Raw genomic sequence first — 19,518 nt, 5'->3', positions numbered from 1 at the left:
GATTATCTACAGCTCGTCTTAGAGCTCGTCATTTGGTGTTGCAGGCCTGCACCATGGTTTATCTTCGCATAATCCACCTACGCACCTTTCAGAACCGCAGAAGGTGTCATCCGGGCATGGATCCCAGTATGTAAATGCTGAGCATCTGAAGGCGCCACAGCCATTACCATTACAATTGTGACAATGGGTGGTGACCGCATCGGAAGGACATGAATCCGGCACAGCATTGAGTTCAATAAATGGTGAGCTGTGGTCTTGTGGTCTTTTTGCGCAGTTTATTCTTTCGTAACGGTGATCATAGACAGCTTTGACGAGATCCCGTTTTCCACATGTCGTACTACCATTGTCGTTTTGCTCATAACCAAAGGATATTTTACCTTCTTGTTTGTCGACATATGCACATATTGGTTCGTTAGCCTTAGAACAGTTTTCAGGCGTTCTCATAACGTAATAATAATTTTTTGAGCCCGGGATAGTGACTTCTGTTGTATGGATATGCATGAAACCATCAATGGCATAGAAATCTGCGTCCAACCAATCATAGTTTGTGAACTCTTCTTGCATAGAACCATTTGCATGATATCTGCAGACATGTGTGCTGGATTTTTCTGATGTTATCGTAGTGACATAACCAATACGCTCTTTACACTCTTCAGGTTTGCCGGGGTCGTTGGATAGGTTGTCAGCATTTTCAACATTGCTGACGAAACATAACAAAACTGTTGGCTTCAACTTGCTGATATCCTCAGGAAGCATGCTGGGTGGCCTTCGGTATTCGTCGATAGAATCATTCTTAGCCAGTGTCTGAAGAGAAAGAACAGAGACCAAAAACAGGGCTAATGACCCTGTTTTTTTCAGTGAGTTGAATAACATCAGACATTCACTCTTTCAGGAGGTGAAATTCTCTTATAGACAAGGATACAAAGAATGACAAACGCTCGATTTAAACGTCGGGAGAATAGAGACCATCGCATCTGCCATGGTTGCGGCTCTCTATTTAAATGGAACTTATGTTTAATCTGAAGGTCAGAATATAAAACAACTTCAACTTGGTTCTTCAGATAGCACTAAGGAGATTGACTATGGATGGTCAGATTGATGAAGGTACAAAAAAACACGCTCTGAATCCTAACCTTCTTGATCATGGCGGGAATGGCGTGGCAGCCAAGATAGCAAAGCTGGATTTATTGTCAGAACAAGAGAAGACTGTAAGAAGCTGCTCTGAAGTAAGGTCCAAACTAAACAGATCGCCATCTTTGGAGACGGTGCCTGACAAAGTCAGAACCGTTTCTTCAACGGATTCCTCGCTGCCAAAGGCGACTCATTCCTTCGATTTTCGTTTTGTCGCCAGTGATGATGGAGTTCGGCAGCTTTTGACTGCCATAACCTGTAATGAAGATGTTACTGTTATTTCCCACCCCGATGACCTCTCACAGGCTAACCTGGTGAGTCGGCTGAGCATTTCCGAAGAGGGTCTTCATACTTTGCGCTCGGGCAAGTTGTTTGAAGGCTCACAGCCATTCACTCTGGTGATGGATATCCGCAAGCTCACCAGCGAAGAACTGCCCAAATTCAACGATTTACTGGACCCGGATACCCCCTGTCTGTATGACAAAATCAACCGGAAAAAACGCCCCCTTGGCGGGCATGTTTCTCTATTGGTCCTGGCAGACCCTGCACAGTTGGCATCCATTGGTCAGCGTGATGACGCGCCCGCAGCCAGCGCTCCCGGTGCCGATTTCTGGCGGCGAATTAATCGGCCGGGAAATACCTGGCAGTTCAACGCACAGACTGGCAATGACCCATCGATAGAGATCAACCAGGTTACTCCGGTATTGGCTGAACTCCCCTCTGCCGAAAGTGCTATGGACGACGACAATACCGTTCTTATTGACTGCCACTTGCACAACAACTGGCGACAGTTGCTGCTGGGCGGCCCCGGAGTGGATAAACAGGGGCGAATTCAGCACCTGCCCGGCAGGCTTGAGCTATTGAAGGCCGGACAACGGGTGATTCTGAAAGGGGCCGACTGGCAAGATCTGGCCTTTGAACAGACCATTCGGCAGATGCTGGCGCAACAGTGTTTCGAGAGCAACGGGAAGATTTGTCCGTTACCCGACGATGTTCAGTTTTATCAGATGCCGGTGGGGAAGGACGAGCTTCATTCACTGTTCCATAGCCTGTCCCACTCTCTTGCCAAAGAAGGTGTAATAGAAGGTAACAATAAAGACTCTGCTCCACGAGTCCCGATCATTATTAACGAGAGTAATATCAGTGAATGGCTGAGCCCGATTGCCATTGCCCCGGAAGGCTATGCAGTCCCTGAAAACTGTCTGTTAGAACAGATTCGGGCGGGTGGTGCAGTCACGGTAACCTCTCCCCTCACTGAGATTCTCTGGTTTCGTTTGCTGGGTTCACTGCAGACTATTCGCGAGACCACTGGTCTGGAGCCCGGACTTGAGGTGGCTTATTCAAGACGACAGCCGGAAGCTCTGGGCCTGACAGAAACCGATGACTACCCTCTGTCCAAACTTCAGGAAAAAATGAGCAAGCACCTGGCCTTTCGTGCTGTCACTTATCAACAACCTGGTCAGGCAAGTTATTGGATTAATAAGCAGCGGCAAGCCCCTCTGGTCATTCAGGTCAATGAACAGACCCGCTTCAGCCAGCTCTTTGATAATATCCATATCACCTCGGAACAAAAGGCTCATTTTGGCAGTAGTCAGAGTAAACTGCAGGAGGCATTAACCGCTGGCAGGCCGGTGGTATTGCGAGGGCTGGAAACTAATCCAACGCTTCAGCAGCTTCTGGAACCCCTGGTTGTCGGGCAACCTCTGTTGGTGAATGGCCAATTGCAGGCCTACCCAAAAGCTCATATCACCCTGCTTTGGCCCAAGCTTGCAAGAAGCCCATCTTCACTGGTTAATTCAATGGTTGCCATGGGTAATCGGTGTCGCCGGGTCGATCTCTGGGATATTAATGCCCACAAACATGATATCCCCCGGACTGAGCTGCCAGAACAAGCGCTTGATGAACTTTACGAAGCCTTTAAAACCGTACCTGCCGACCTTTGTAACCCTCTGCCTGAAATGACCGAAGGATTGTTGCACAACCTGATAATGGCCGCCCGGCGAGCACAGCAGGTTGACCATTCCCCACAGCTTTTACCCCGCCATTGGCGCAAGGCCATCAATAGCCTTATCACCCATGGTACCCGGCAGAATCCTTCAGTGCGTGACTTTATGAAAGTGGTCTGTTGGCACTTGTTACCGGATAAGACGCCGAATGCCCATGAGAAGCCGGATGAGAATCAGACCGCCTCGGTAGACCCTGATCGGTTAAATGACATCATCACCAGTGCTCCACGGTTGGATAGAGCCTTTGTGGAGCAGAACATCTGGCTACTGGCCAGAGCTTTTGACCCGGGAGTACTTAATGAAGAATTAAAACTGCGCTACGTAAGTCCATTGCCATCGAGGTATGAAGAAAAAGAAGAAGTTCTCGGCAGGCTCTGTGCCATGATTGTGGCCCATGCTCCTGAACAACAACGGCAGGCAATGGCACAAGAGTTGGCAGTTGATCCGGAGTCAACAAAGCATTATCAATCCTTAGCCATCAGGCCATCGAGACAGATTAAACGTTTGCAGGATGTACTGGCTTCTGGCTGGCAGTTACCTTTGCCGTCAGGGCAGACCCGATCCGATGCCATTCAATCTCTGGCCACCGATTGTTTTCATATTGCCAGAACAGCCAATTCTGACGCAGCAGGCATTGAACTCATAGAAAATCGACTTTCTGAATCACTGAAATGGACGGATTCCGCTGATACCTCCTTGTCAGCACTGGCCCGGGATCTTTATCACGGCGAGATAAGTCAGAAAGATCGTGAAAGTCGTCGATTATCCCGACTCCACGACCGGCTTACAGATTCTCCTGTTATCTTCCTGCAGGGAGAAACCGGCACCGGCAAAAGTTACTTTTCTGCCAAAATGGCAAAAGCTTCAGGACAGGCTGCGGTCATTTCCCTTGGACCTTCCGACAGCGAACAAACCCTGATGAAACGCTGGCAGTGGCAAGAGCACACCGATGGTGATCGCTCCATGACACTGCAAAACCGGGCGCTGATGGAATGGGCCAACACTCCGTCCGGGAAGGATGGACACTTCGTCACTCTGGTTCTGGATGAAGCCAACCTGGCCAAAGCCGGATTGCTGGCATCATTGAACGGCTTATGGCAACCGGAGCCCTGCATTTACGTGAATGGTCACCCTGTCAGGGTCGGCCCAAAACACCGGGTTATTCTCACTGGCAACCCGGATCATTACGCCGGGCGTCAAATGGACCCGGCCCTGAAAGAGAAACTGCCCACAGCTTACTTCCCTCGCCTGGATCAGGCATTCCTTCGCGACAGAGTGGTGGAACCGGCTTTGGTCAAGCATTTACAACGGCATCTGCCGGAGCAGCAAATAAACGACATTGCACACAGTGCCACCCAAAGTGTGATGGCACTTTGGCAATATTATCAGGAACTCTTGCCCGATCATGAGTTTACCCCCAGGGATTTAACCGATATCTGCAGTTGGGTGGGCTGGTATCTGGATCGTGCCCTGCCCGCTCGCGGCAGTGTGACCTGTGGGCAAATAAACAGTTTGATACAACATAGTTTTCGGGATGTACTGGGGCCGGAAATCACCGAAACTTATCAGGATGCCCTGTCAGCACTGGAAATCTGGTTTGCTGCCCGTTACCAACCGGAGAACACCCTGAGCGACAGAGTTCATGAACACACTCTGCAGGAAATGCAGCAGACCTTCAGTACAGTCAGCGAAAAAATCCGACCAGACTTTGATACCTCCGGATCGGCAGTCCGTGAGCTGGCGCAACGGCTTGGACAGGATTTAAACCGCTGTCAGCAGGCTTATCATCTCAATAGAAAACACGGCGGTCGTCAGGCGACACTGATTGAAGGTCCGTCCGGACGGGGCAAGGATGCCACGCTGAACCTGGTGATTGAAAGTGTCAGACAGGAGGCTAAGCAACAGGGAGAGTCCATGCCGGAAGTCTTTTACCTGAATGCCTGTGATTGTTCCTGGGACAAACTGTGCGAAAAGATCCAGACGGCAAAAATAAAAGGCGGCATCGTGGTGATTTCGGAGATGAACCTGATCGACAGCCAGCATCTGGAAGGAGAGTTAAACGATATTCTGGCCGGTGACACCCATCCGGGTTTCCACCTGTTTGCCACCATCAATCCACCTGAGTACAGCGGACGAAAACCCCTATCACCGGCGCTGAAAGGGCGTTTTCGACATTTGCCCATCCGGCAATACAACGCGGCAGAATTACAGACCATTACCGAAAAAGTGTTGCCAGAGTCCTCAGAAGGGACATTCGTCGCTAAAAAGCTGACAGAAAAACATTGTCGTTTAAGGGCTTACCTGCAAAAGGAAAACCTGCCGTTGCAGCCGACCAGTCTTGATCTACAGAATGTCGCCATAGCCGTTAACAGAGGGGGTGATTTTAGCGATAAAGCACTCCATCAATGCTTCAATCAGTACTACCGGCTTTACCTGATGGCCGCCAAACTATCGCTGGAGGAACTGCCAAAATCATCGGCTCCTGCCATGGGTAAAGGATCGCTTGATCCTGAGCTGAGCGAATGGTTCTACCAAAGGGTATCAGGCATTGATCGTCCGTGGTTGATAGGGCGCAGTGATCGCAGCGCTATTGATGAAAAACGCCATGAAATTCGTATTAACGCTCATCTCGATAAAGAGGAAGCCAAAACGGAAATCATCAAGGAAGTGGCTCAGGCCAGATGGCAGGCATCCGGTCTTTCCCTGAAGCCGGATGAGTCGGACGATATTCTCACCCGGGCACTGTACCGATACTGGCAGCAATGCTGGTTTAAGCATGAGTTTGTCCACACGGGCGTGGACGCCAACAGTTTGTTTCCGATGACGGAAGAAGAGGAAGAAACGCTGAAAATGCCGGATTCCCAACCTTGTCTTCGGGAGGCTGATCAGCGGATAAACACATGGACATCCAATGCCGTTCAATTATGGCCTGAGTTTTGGCATCAGATAATTGATCTGCCAGACTATTGCATTGGCAATGATAACGCGCCTGAAAAATACGATCCTGAGGTCTTCGAGAAACAAGCTCCGGCATTGGACCGGAGAACGAACTATGAGGTTCTGACGACACCAGATCCTGAGGATCATATAGTTTTTGATACGGATAAGAATATTTCCCATATGTATCGGTGTTCGGCACTGGATGTTTACGTAACTTCTGAGGGTAATATCAAACTGATCGATCTTAAGGATATACACATCAGGGGGGTCGAAACCCTCATGCCTGAACGCTTACCCGGGCCTGACCAGACACTGATATTAGCCAGCAATCAAACGCTGGGAACCCGGGAGTTGTCATCGGACAATGGTCAATATGCATTGCCCAGCCTGACGCCCAACGATTATATCGTGGCCCTGCGTATGGAACCCGATTTGCCATTTACTCTGGTCAGGGACCAATATACCGGGCTTCACACACTGTCTGTTCCTGAGGCCAAAGTCGGCCAGAGTATCAGAGTGGTTTATGTTGTGGAACCGAGAGAGCCGGGCAAAGCCACGCGCGCCAGACAAACCAGACCTGCAACAGATTTGGACACCCACTGTTCAGAAGGCATGAAAACAGTACTGGACAGGGTGTTTACGACCATTGACCAACAGCGTCGAGCCAAAGAACGGGAGCCTTTGCAGACCATAAAAGACGCCAAAGACACTGAGCAACGAATCGAGGCGATCAGGAAGTATTGCCGACAGTTTTCCGGTAAGGCAAAGCCAAAGCGCACGGAAAATTTCTTTGAATTTCTCGTAACACGACAACAGGGTAACTGTCGTCACCGTGCTCCTGCTTTTGTTGCATTATGCCGTTATTTCGGGATTCCATGCCGACAAGTCGCAAGCTTTGTCCACTGCTTTGCTGAGTATTCCGGGGATGGTGGACAAACCTGGAAGTCAGTGGATTTAGGTGGGGAGCCTGGAGAGACAGTAGAAACGACAACTGAGTTCCAGACCACCACAAAGATTGATGATTCCAGCAATAAATCAAAGAGAATTAAAGCTCTCCTGAAGGATTTCCTGAAAGGGGCTGATTTAGCACAACAACAAACTCTGGCTAAAGCCTGTGGCATGAGTTTGGAGGAACTGAACAAAGCCCTTGAGACAAACAGTGCATTCCCGAAAGTCAATCTAAGTATTTCCAAAATAGTCAGGAACCTTTGGGAGGAAAACAATTTAACCAGTTTTTCCGTGGGGGTCTCATTGCTGATGTCCCTTGAGACAAAAGAATTAGGCTGGGACGAGATTGTATTGACTGGTACTAATTACGACAAAAATAGGAATACCTACAGCCCAATGTCGGAGGCGGTAAGAAAAATATTGTCCAAGAGTGATGAAGATAAAATCACTGAACAACTTAAGTTGCTTCATTCAAAAATGATTATTCAGGGTGGAGCAAGCCCTCGCCAGTGGCTGAGTTCAATAATTATAATACTGATGGACAGTGACTTAACTCAACCTGCGGTTATTCACTTTGCCAGTGAAGCCTTGAAATTGGGTTGGCTGGATCCACTGACGGCCTCTGGCTCGTACGGAGTCAATATCAACGCCTATGAATTTCATCAGCTATTGGTGAGCCTGGAAGCTGTCGATGAACTGAAGGTTGAAGCTGCCCATTGTCTGAAAAAGTGGTACAAGGCCTATTTGTCCAGGGAGAAAAATAGCTATTCATGGCTGTCAGTCCATGAGTACCTCCAAAAGAAATTAACCAGGACTACGTTGGTCACTCACGAACATGATGGGTTTTCGCCATTCCTTAAAGGTGAAATAGCCTGCTTATCTTTACAAAGCTCCTGGTCGGACGAACCTGAGGGCATTCCGGATATAGAGCGAATGCTGGTGCACCATCCTGCGTTCAGGAAATCAAGCTCGGGCAAGGCAAACCACCGACCCGTGATTATCCTGGGGCAACCTTCCTGGGACAGCACGGTGATTAAGGAAAAAGCCGAGGCTCTGTTTCAACGAAAAGTTGAGAACAGCCCGGATCTTAAGCTGTTACTGGAAAAAACCAAACTGAAGTCCTTCAAGGTGTCATTGAAAGATCAAAGGCGTTTAGATAATTTAAGAAACAAATACCAGCAAGCGATTCAGCAGGCCTTCTGTCATTACCTATATGGAGTAACGCACTCGAAGGGCGGTAGCTTATTGTATTGTTGGGCCGAGGCTCAAATGCAGGAGTCCCTGAGTCAAGATTTCTATGGCGCTCATGAGCCATCCTCAGCAAAAGAGCTGTTTGACATGATGCGTTATATTAATAGCTCTTTATCCTTTCAGAATTCTATTAAGGATGCTTATTTAAAGCAGGCACAAGACAGCAGTAACGCTCTGGTGCTCAAATCCCGTGAGTTGACAAAAATTGCCGAAGAGTTTTTGAGTACCGTGAATTTGAATACGATTTATGAGGCATTGGATACCTGATAACGACCATCCGGAAAACCTGAATCAGCTACTGAATTTCATAAACTTCAGCGACTCAGACAAGGCTTCCCAAAGCAAACTTTATTTTTCTTCTTTCTATTGCTTGCTTCAGGTCGACGGTGAACTTTATACAGGTATTATTGTCGAAAATACGAGAGGTACTTTATTTATGCGTTAGCGATTAAATCATGGATGAGCATTAGTATGATAAAGGTGTCAAAATGTTAAATGCCAATTTTGGTGACTCAAAGCTCCAAATCCCGACGACGAATTCAAACCAGGATACCTGGTCTGGCAGTCCAACCAATCGGTCTGAAAGTGAATCCAAAAGACATTTTGATCCTGGTGGCGTTCCAGCCATCGAAATGCCTTTAGCCAAGCGTCTCTGTCGTTTGTCTGTTCCAGATCAGGTTGGCACACTCCGGGAACAACTTGGGGGCAAGGGAATGTTTTTGCAGCGGATGAAGGACGCCGGTCTGAATGTTCCACCGTTTAAATGTGTGACAACCCAGGTTGTGAATGCGCTTGAACAACAGCCTCTGAATCCCCGTTCTTTAGCCCGTTATCTTCCCGATATCGCCTATGAGCCGGGTGCTCAGGCCAGTCTGGCGCACATCAGGGAATACCTTAATACTTTGTCATCTTCAGACGCCAAAAGAACCGGGGTGCTGAAGGGGCTGGCGGAATTTATTGCCGGTGATGACTTTTACCAGCAGATTAAAGAGTCTGAAGCGGCCCAACAAATCAGGGATCTACGTCATCAGTTGGACAAACCCTCTCTATCAACACCGGTTATCGTCCGCAGTTCTGGCATCAACGAAGATAATTACGGCGATGCCCAGGCGGGCAAATACCTCTCTATAGTTCAGGAAGAAGACGATGTTTTGCGAACCTGTCTCAAGGTCATGGCTTCAGGCTACCACCCTGAAGTCTGTCCCGCAGGCGTACCACAACCCATGGCACTGATCATCCAGGAGTGTATTGACTGTCAATACGGCGGGGTCATCATGAGCTTTAAATCTTTTCGGGATGGTACCATCGGGGTTGAGTTCACCCGCGGTCAACCCAGAGGTGTGGTTGCAGGGCAGTCCGGTAATACGCCTCACCGCATCGATATTTCTGACGAGGAAGGCCCTGACAGCTATCAATATTTTCCCGGTACGATCTCAAGTCATTTTGTCCTGCGCAAAAGCACTAACGGTTATTCAGAAACCAGAATTGAAAATACAGACACCCATAAAGACGACGTAAGTCATATAGTTAATGATAAAATGGTTGCAGATATCAGGACGATGCTGACAACGCTGGAAAGCTTACTGTTCTGCCCCGTGGATGCCGAGTTCGCCATCAATCCTGAGGGTGACCTGTTCCTGTTGCAGGTGCGTCCTGTTACCCAACTCTCTGGTGATATGGACTTTGCCATGCCCATGCCCAAAAAGACCATTGCTATTGGTGCGGGTGTCAGCGAAGGCTTTTGCACCGGATCACTTTGGCTGGCCAGACGACCAGAGGCAGACTCTATGCCGGATGGAGCCATTGTCGTAGCTGACCACGTTGAAGACTGGATGCTTGAGCCTAGGTTCCTGAAACGGGTTGGCGGTTTTGTTATTGCCAAAGGAGGATTCAATGATCATGTGGCGATCCTTATGAAACAGGAACAAAAAACTTTGATGCTGGCCGGTGATCAGTTTGAAGCGCTGTCTGTTCAGGCTGGCCAACAGGCGACACTGGTCTGCGCTTGTTTTAATGATGAGCCTGGTGCCTTTATTGTTGCCGGTGACCTTAGCGGAAAACTGGCCAGTTGCAGAAAGCTGTCCTCAGCTGTTTCTGATGTGTCGTTAGCCAAAGCCGTCCCCTCACGGGATGATTTATCCTTTCCTGAAGGCACATTCCCTGAGGTTGCCAGCGGTTTCAAATGGCTCACGGATCAAAATGTCCGCCTGCTGGCATTATTTGCCCCTGGTGCCGGACTGGATGGTCTGGCCAACCCGGTAAAACTGAGCATGTCACCACAACGATCCAGAATACTGGCAGAGACTGAAGACAGCGTAAATCGGCTGGTTTATGGGGCCGAAGCCCTGTTGCAGGGTTACCGGGCCTTCTTACAGCTGGCGGGTGTCAAAGGTTCACCCGAGGTTCAGTTATTGCGGGATGAATTGCAGCAACTGACCAGCAGGTTCGAGACGTTGCAAAAGACCATCCAATCAAGGCTGGAGCGTGTCACTCTGCCCATGCAAGCTGCTGAAGAACGGCGGCTATCCCCGGGTATCTTTCGTCAATGGCTGGCCGATTGCCATAAGCTACAATCCGATCTTCAAGCGCTCAACCCCGGGCAAGCTGAGCAGGTCCGAAGTGTCCATGAGCTGATTTTTGCCCTGCATCAGCGCTTTGTCAACGCACTGGCACCGGTCACTCTGGCTTCGGGCCAGGGCAGGATATCTACGGAAAAGAAAATCATCTATGTCGATTGCACGACCTCGGGTGGCTCGGTAGAAAAGGCGCCACTAATGAGGCCGTCCGACAAAGCATTCATCGCAGAAGCAGGGAAATCAGGGACTGTCGTCAGTACCGATGATGCCTTGATTGTTAACCTGAAGCTTGGAACTCATATGAGCGTTATCGAGCTACTTGAACAAGCAGGTGGGGGGAAAGGACGAACCCTGCGGCTGAAATTATCTGACGAATTTAATAACCCTGATGAAGGATTTAAATCCGGTAAGTTAAAGCGTATGTGGTTTCTGGCACAATTTCTAAAAGCGATCGAACTGGATGAATACTCAGACCCCATGAAGATAAGTTGCAACGCCGTAGCGGGTGAAATAACCATTGAATGCCCGCAAATGAAATCACGTAAAACCATGCAGAATGCCTTTGAACAACTGCTCATTGTGATAAATGGTATGTTTTGTCTGGATACACGCCTTGAGGAGATAGCCATTTTTGGAAGAGATCAGTGGGACTTTAATGTTCTTGCACAACATCTTAATTGCGATGTTACGACAGAAGCTGATAGATTCGCCTTTCAACACAGCCTTTTCTCAATCTTTTATATTCAATCTCTTCGCAGTATTCCTCCTTGCTACAAGTTATTAAGCAACCACCAACAGTTTATTCATCATGCTCATCGGTTGGGAGTGTGTCATTTTTTAATATCCTTCAAGAAAGAATCGAAGGGTAGTTTTCGGGAAATGTTTATGAGCGATGAGATGAGTGAGGATATCCGCAGGGAAATCTTACAGCATCTTGTGTTGTTAGATCCCAAAAGGGCTACACGATTATATGAGGATGTCTACCCCGATTTAAAAGATAAATACTTTGTTATCACTCCAACACACGACTATAAGCCAGACTTTGTTGTTCAACCCGTTGAGCCCTATAGGGAGCATAATGAACAATTCGCGCAAACCCTGCTGAAGCATGGACTGAAATATGCGAGCAAACGGGCTCGGAGCGATTACTCCTACCTGGGGATTCGTGACCATTCCCTCAAAAAACGCATCATGACCAAACCGTTATCAGGTAGCCATTGACTCATAAATCGAATTCAAATTCACGGTGCTCAAAAACTCTCCGGCAATTTTTGTCATCTCGTCGTTTCTGAGTACCAGAGCATTGCTGGCATTATGTGTCTGTCGTAAGTAGGCATCCTCAATAAGTTCCTGACACTCGCGAGGGCTAGCAATATGCAACATCATGGCATACAGCTCTACCGGTGAGGATGGGTCATAAGTACCACATTCTTTACTTATAAAAGCACCTGCCCAGCAACAGCTTAAGCAACCGCCTTTCGAGTGTGTCACTTCATAAAGGTAATGACAGAAGGCCTGCTGAATTGCTTGTTTGCATTGCTTTTTTAACTTCTCCAAGAGCGTTTCTGCTTCCAATACCAGCGGGCAGGACTTTGATTTGAGCATTTCCAATACCGGCTTCCAGTTAGGGCTGCTATTAACTTTTCGCTGATACAGGGCTTCGGCTTTTTCTTCAATCACCGTCTTGTTCCAGGCAGGCTGCCCCATGAGAATCACCGGACGATGGTTCGCCTTGCCCGAGGTTAACTGCGGAAATGCGGGCCGTTGCTCCAGTATTCGTTCTATATTCGGAATGCCCTCAGGTTGGTCTGTCCAGGCGTCTTCTATAGATGGATTGGCAATTTCACCTTCAAGAGATGACGAGCGCCCATCATGACAATGAGTGACGGAAAAGGCATTCTTTTTTACCTCATGGATGGTGGCATTAACATTGCACGTCCGATTATCTTTTCCCCTGGAGAAGAATGTCTTATACCACTTTTTCAGGCAATGGCTGGCGTCAACCCTCAGTTCATCGACGTTGACCAGACGCAACAGTAGCTCATGATGTTGAAGCGGCATGATACCACCGTTCCGCTTGTTGGACACGGGATCCAACCAACCTGATAGCAGAGCTTCACGGGCAAAGCGAATAAACGAAGGCTTGGCCAAGTCAGTTTTCACAATATCTACCATTGAACGCAACCACTCGTAAGGGTATTCTCCAGCCTGTTCAACCATTTTTGAATGAAGTAGCCTGAGCGGTTCAGTGACCAGAACTTCATCACTGTCAGACAATATTTGAATGACTGCCTCCGACATCGGTCTGTAAGGAGGCTTGCCGAAATCCATCACACTACCGAGCAGTCGATTCGTAGGGTGGTCCAATGCTTCTGTCTTCAGCGACTCTAACAGCGAGACACCCAGGGAAAAACCGGCAAAACTTTTTTCTACCCAAAGCCTCTTTACTATTTCGATAATAAATCGATCGACTTGTGTAATAAATGGTAATAAACCGCCTGTCTCAACGGCTTTCTTCAGTTGCTCAAGGCTTATGTTAAAGGCTCTGGCCAGAGCTTGAATTTGTTCTGAATCAGCCTCTTCCAGAAGGTCCTGAAGATGCTTTGATGCAGCGTTCAAATCACAGAACTTCCCGGAATCAGGTGTAATTTCTGTCACCTCCCCGGGCGCTCCGCCCAAATCTACTGACTCCCAGGTTTGGCCTCCATCCACGGAATACTCGGGGAAACAGTGGAAAAGGCTATCAATTTGCCGACAGGGAATCCCGAAGTAACGGCAAAAAGCAATAAAAACAGGCACGCGGTGACGACAGCTACCTTGTCGTTTTGTTACGAGAAATTCAAAGAAATTTTCATGCTCTCCTGGTTTAGCTTCACCGGAGAACTGTTCGCAATATTCCGTGATTGCGTTAATTCGTTGCCTGGTGTCTTCAGGGCTTGCTATTGTCTGCAAAAGTGCCTGTATTTTGGGTGGATGTTCGCCAGTGTTATTAAAGTTATTAAGCAGTTCTTTCATTACGGACTTGATACTTTCTGTACAATCGACGTCAAAATGTATTGATCGTTCTGTTCGGGTTGCTTCAGTACCCGTTTTTTTGCCCGGCTTTGCGGGTTCTACGACATAAGTACATTGAAAACTCTGGAAGGCTTCGGCCTGAGGAATAAACAGTGTATGAAGCCCGGTGTATTTGTCCCTGATCAGTTTATGCGGCAAATAGGGCTCTATACGCAGGGCCACGATAGAGTCACTGGCCGTCAGGCTGGGTAAGGGATATTGGCCGTTCTGTGATGATATCTTAAGGGTCGCCAGCGTTTGATCTCTGGTTAATCTCACTTCATGGTCATTACCTGATAACCGCTCAGGTGTGAGGGTTTCGACTCCCAGAAGGTGTTTACCATCAAGATTGATCTGTTTGATTTCACCTCTGGCAGTGACACGAATATCTAATGCCTGCCAGCGATACATCGTAGGGGGATGCTGCGAATCAAAAACTTTAAATAGTGTAGCCTTTGGCGTCTTCTGATCTTCGTAGTTCGTTCTTTGGTCCAATGCCGGAGCTTCTTCCTCCTCAACTTCCGGGTCATACGGTTCAGAAGCGTCATTACCGCTAATAGCTGATGCTTCGTTAATAAATTCGTTTACCAAGTGATCTGGCAGAGCGCTGATCTGATGCCAGAATCCAGGCCAGCATTGAATGTCGAGAGTGTTCCATGCCTGTATCTGCTTATCAGCCTCCTCAAGATAAGGGTGGTAAGCCGGCGTTTTCAGCGCCTGTGCCTGTTCTTTGGTCAGGGGGAATACACTATTAGCGTCCACTTCCGTAAGGCTAAAATTATGTGCGAACCAGCATCGCTGCCAGTGTCTGTACAGAGCCTGTGTGAGAATATCGTCCGATTGATCCGGCTTCAGTGTAAGACCGGATGCTTGCCACCTGACCTGGGCCAGCCTCTTGATGATTTCCGTTTTGGCTTCCTCTTTATCCAGACGAGTGTTAAAACGAATTTCGCGGCGTTTTTTATCAAGACTGTTGCGATGACTGCCTCGTATCAACCATGGGCGATTAATGCCGGAGACGGTTTGGTAAAACCATTTGCTCATTTCAGGGTCAAGCGCTTCTTTATTCACGGCAATAGCTGATATCCCGGGAAGTTCCTCCAGCGTTATATTGGCGGCCATCAGATAAAGTCGGTAGTGCTGATTGAGGCATTGATGAACGGCTTTTTCGCTAAAATCGCCACCTCTTTTGATAGCCCTGGCAACATTCTGTAAATCAAGGCTGGTGGGCTGCAACGGCAGTTTTTTGCGTTGCAGGTGAGCCCTTAAAAGACAATGTTTTTCTGTTAGCTTTTTAGCGGCCAATGTCCCTTCTGAGGACACTGGCAACACTTTTTCGGCAATGGTCTGTAATTCGACTGGGTTATACTGCCGGATCGGCAAATGTCGAAAACGCCCCTTCAGCGCCGGTGACAAAGGTTTTCGCCCGCTACACTCAGGCGGGTTGATGGTGGCAAACAGGTGGAAGCCGGGATGGGCGTCACCGGCCAGAATATTGTTCAATTCACCTTCCAGGTGCTGGCTGTCGATCAGATTCATTTCCGAAATCACCACTATACCGCCTTCCAGTTTTGCCTTCTGGATCACTTCACACACTTTGTCCCAGGAACAATCACAGGCATTCAGGTAAAAGACTTCCGTAATAGACTCTCCCCGTCGCTTAGTCTCCTGTCTGACACTTTCAATCACCAGGTTCAGCGTGGCATCCTTACCCCGTCCTGCGGGGCCTTCAATCAGTGTCGCCTGACGACCGCCGTGTTGTATCTTGCGATGATTAGCCTGCCAGCAGCGGCTTAAATCCTGCCCAAGCCGTTGCGCCAGTTCACGGACTGCCAATCCGGAGGTATCAAAGTCTGGTCGGATTTTTTCGCTGAATGTACTGAAGGTCTGCTGCATTTCCTGCAGGGTGTGTTCATGAACTCTGTCGCTCAGGGTGTTCTCCGGCTGGTAACGGGCAGCAAACCAGATTTCCAGTGCTGACAGGGCATCCTGATGAGTTTCGGTGATTTCCGGCCCCAGTACATCCCGAAAACTTTGTAATATCAGACTGTTTATTTGCCCACACGTCACACTGCCGCGAGCGGGCAGGGCACGATCCAGATACCAGCCCACCCAACTGCAGATATCGGTTAAATCCCTGGGGGTAAACTCATGCTCGGGCAACAGCTCCTGATAATGTTGCCAGAGTGCCATCACACTCTTGCTGGCACTGTGTGCAATGTCGTTTATTTGATGCTCCAGCAGATGCTCTTGTAAATGCTTGATCAGAGCCGGTTCCACCACCCTGTCCAGAAGGAAAGCCTGGCCCAGGCGTGGGTAGTAAGCTCTGGGCAGTTTCTCTTTAAGAGCCGGGTCCATTCGGCGCCCGGCGTAATGATCGGGGTTGCCGGTGAGAATCACCCGGTGTTTTGGGCTGACCTCGACAGGATGACCATTCACATAGATGCAGGGATCTGGTTCCCACAGGCCGTTCAATGATGCCAGCAATCCGGCTTTGGCCAGATTGGCTTCATCCAGCACCAGGGTAATGTACTCTCCTTTTATGTCGGATTTGGTCTTGGCCCATTCCATCAATGCCCGGTTTTGCTGCACCATAGAGCGGTCGCCATCGGCGTCTTGTTGCCACTGCCAGCGTTTCATCAGGGTCTGTTCGCTGTCGGAAGGTCCAAGGGAAATGACTGAAGCCTGTCCCGAAGCCCTGGCCATTTTGGCAGAAAAGTAACTTTTCCCGGTGCCGGTTTCTCCCTGCAGGAATAGGACGGGAGAGTCCGAAAGTCGGTCGTGGAGTCGGGACAGTCGACGACTTTCACGATCTTTCTGACTTATCTCGCCGTGATAAAGATCCCGGGCCAGCGCTGACAAAGGCCTATCAGCAGAACCCTGCCATTTCAGCGATTCAGACAGTCGATGTTCTATGCGTTCAATGCCTTCTGCTTTAGAATTCGCCGTTCTGGCCCTGTGAAAACAATCGGAGGCCAGCGCGTAAACGGCATCGGATCGGGTCTGGCCAGGCGGATGGTTTAATTGCCAGCCAGAAGCCAGTGCATCTTGCAAACGTTTAATTTGTCTGGCTGGCCTGATGGCTAGCGATTGTAGGGACTCTGCTTGCGCAGGATCGACTTTTAACTGATACGCCAATGCATCTTGTTTTTTTCCGGGTGCATAGGCCACGATCAAGGCACAGAGCCTGTCGAGAGTTTCTTCTTCATCCTGCCATGAAAATGGTTTTTCATAGGACCGTTGTAATTTTTCATTAAATACAACCGGGTCAAAGGCTCTGGCCAGTGACCACAGGTTCTGTTCCACAAAGGCTCTGTCTAACGGCAGGGCAGTGTTGATGATGGCATTTAAGCGATCCGGGTCTACCGAGGCGGTTTGATTCTCATCTGGCAATAGCTGCTGACAAGCCACTTTCATAAAATCACGCACGGACGGATGCTGCCGGGTACCATGGGTGATAATGCTGTTAATGGCCTTGCGCCAGTGACAGGGCAGGATCTGCAGGGACTGGTCAACCTGCTGTGCCCGCCGGGCAGCCAGTATCAGGTTATTCAATAACCCTTCGGTTACTTCAGGCAGAGGGTTACACAGGTGGGAAGGTGCGGTTCTAAAGGCTTCGTAAAGTTCATTAAGTGCTTGTTCAGGCAGCTCAGCCCGGGAGATTTCATGCTTGACGGCATTGATATCCCAGATATTGACCTCAGGACAAGGCTTACCTGTGGCAACCATCGAACGAAATACTGAAGACCGGCTTTTTGCAGACTCAGGCCAGAGCAGTGTGACACGAGCTTTTGGGTAGTCCTGTAATTGACCATTCACCAGCAGTGGCTGTCCTGCAACCAGAGGTTCCAGAAGCTGCTGAAGGGTTGGGTTGCTTTCCAGCCCCCGCAATACCACCGGCTTGCCAGCGGTCAATGCCTCCTGCAACCCACTCGGACGTTGTCCAAAATGGGCCTTTCGTTCCGAGGTGATATGGATATTATCAAACAGCTGGCTGAAGCTGGTCTGTTCATTGACCTGAATGACCAGAGGAGCTTGCGGGAGATCATTGATCCAATGATTTGCCTGGGCAGATTGTTGATAAGTGACGGTATCAAAAGCAGCGCGATTTCCGACTTTTTCCAGTGGGTTGGGCAGAGGGTATTTATCGTTTTCTATTAAACTCAGGGCTTTTGGCTGTCCTTTTGCGTGGGCCACCTGAAGCCGGGGTTCAAGGCCGGTCGTCTCGCGAATAGTCTGTAATGAACCCAGCAAACGAAACCAGAGTGCTTCAGTGAGGGGAGACGTTACGGTGACGGCACCACCGGCACGAACCTGTTCCAACAGGCAGGTATTAGGAACTGCGTAGCCTTCCGGGACGATGGCAATCGGGTTTAGCCATTGAACAATATTACTCTCGTTGATGATGATCGGGTTTGCTGGTGCCTGCTCTTTATCAACTTCTTTTTCAGGAGAATGGGACAGACTTTGGAACAGTGAATGAAGCTCGTTATTTCCCAGCGGCATCTGATAAAACTGAACATCGTCGGGTAACGGACAGACTTTCCCATTGCTCTCAAAGCACTGTTGCGCCAGCATCTGCCGAACGGTCTGTTCAAAGGCCAGATTTTGCCAGTCGGCTCCTTTCAGAATCACCTGCTGTCCGGCCCTTAATGACTCAAGCCTGCCGGGAAGATGCTGGATTCGCCCCTGTTTATCCACTCCGGGGCCACCCAGCAACAACTGTCGCCAGTTACTGTGCAAGTGACAGTCAATAACAAGAGTATTGTCGTCGTCCATAGCATTTTCGGCGCCGGGAATTTCTTCCAATAGTGGAGGAATTTCGTCGATGTCCATCGATGGATCACAGCCGTTCTGCGCGTCAAACTGCCAGGTATTTTCCGGTCGATTAATTCGCCGCCAGAAATCAGCTCCCGGTGCTTTGTCGTGCTGGCCAGCCGCTGCCAACTGCTCAGGATCTGCCACCACCAGCAGAGAAACATGTTGGCCCAGAGAGCGTTTCTCCTGACTGACTTTGTCGTACAGACAGGGGTTATTCGGGTCCAGTAAATCGTTAAATTTGGGCAGTTCTTCGGCGGTGAGTTTTCGGATATCCAGCACCAGAGTGAATGGTTGTGAACCTTCAAACAGTTTGCCTGAACGCAGAGTCTGACGACCATCGTCGGCAATGCTCAACCGGCTCACCAGGTTAGCCTGTGAGAGGTCATCGGGGTGGGAAATAAGGGTGACATCCCGATGTTCATCGCAGGTTTGGGCAACTAAAAGCTGTCGTACCTCATCATCACGGGTGACAAAACGGAAATCGAAGGTTTGAGGAGGCTTGCAGAGTGAGGAATCCGTTGAGGATACGGTTCTTGCCCGGTCAGGAGACTTAATCCGAGGCGACGACACATTGAGTTTGGCAATGACATCAGAGCAGATTGCTACATCATTCGGCAGTAATTCCAGTTTTGGTTTCTTGAAGGGGGTGGTGGTATCAGACGCGCCACTATCAAGAATCGATTTGTTTATTTCTCTGATTTGACCATCCATAATAAAGCTCCCTTCCCGATGTCCTTTGAAGGACTGCATTTAAGACGTTTAATAACTTAGATCTTAAAATGGGATGAAAG

4 protein-coding genes are annotated in these 19,518 nt (G+C 49.0%); 2 read left to right on the top strand and 2 right to left on the bottom strand.

Features of this window, described 5'->3' with window-relative positions; translation table 11 throughout:
• Positions 1–18: 18 nt before the first annotated feature.
• Positions 19–756: a hypothetical protein gene (locus ACOMHB_RS22590; protein WP_448218305.1), complete on the bottom strand. Its 738-nt coding sequence runs from the start codon at positions 754–756 to the stop codon at positions 19–21.
• Positions 757–1,082: 326 nt separating this feature from the next.
• Between ACOMHB_RS22590 and ACOMHB_RS22585 the strand changes: the two genes are divergently transcribed.
• Both ACOMHB_RS22585 and ACOMHB_RS22580 read left to right on the top strand, forming a co-directional pair.
• On the top strand, positions 1,083–8,543 hold the full coding sequence (locus ACOMHB_RS22585) for an AAA family ATPase (protein ID WP_448218304.1): 7,461 nt from the start codon (positions 1,083–1,085) through the stop codon (positions 8,541–8,543).
• A 221-nt stretch (positions 8,544–8,764) separates the two neighbouring features.
• A complete protein-coding gene (locus tag ACOMHB_RS22580; protein WP_448218303.1) occupies positions 8,765–12,073 on the top strand; it encodes a PEP/pyruvate-binding domain-containing protein in 3,309 nt (1,102 codons plus the stop codon).
• Here the strand turns inward: ACOMHB_RS22580 and ACOMHB_RS22575 are convergent.
• A complete protein-coding gene (locus ACOMHB_RS22575) occupies positions 12,059–19,438 on the bottom strand; it encodes an AAA family ATPase (RefSeq protein WP_448218302.1) in 7,380 nt (2,459 codons plus the stop codon). The two genes, ACOMHB_RS22580 and ACOMHB_RS22575, sit on opposite strands and share 15 nt — an antisense overlap.
• Positions 19,439–19,518: the final 80 nt, after the last annotated feature.

The organism is Endozoicomonas sp. 2B-B (assembly GCF_053470045.1).
The sequence above is the reverse complement of the archived record's forward strand: the minus strand, read 5'-3'. Positions and strand labels throughout refer to the sequence as shown.

Bases quoted from the DNA above. Each gene is read 5' to 3' on its own strand.
- ACOMHB_RS22580 (WP_448218303.1), top strand. From the start codon at position 8,765: ATGTTAAATGCCAATTTTGGTGACTCAAAGCTCCAAATCCCGACGACG.
- ACOMHB_RS22575 (WP_448218302.1), bottom strand. From the start codon at position 19,438: ATGGATGGTCAAATCAGAGAAATAAACAAATCGATTCTTGATAGTGGC.
- ACOMHB_RS22585 (WP_448218304.1), top strand. From the start codon at position 1,083: ATGGATGGTCAGATTGATGAAGGTACAAAAAAACACGCTCTGAATCCT.
- ACOMHB_RS22590 (WP_448218305.1), bottom strand. From the start codon at position 756: ATGCTTCCTGAGGATATCAGCAAGTTGAAGCCAACAGTTTTGTTATGT.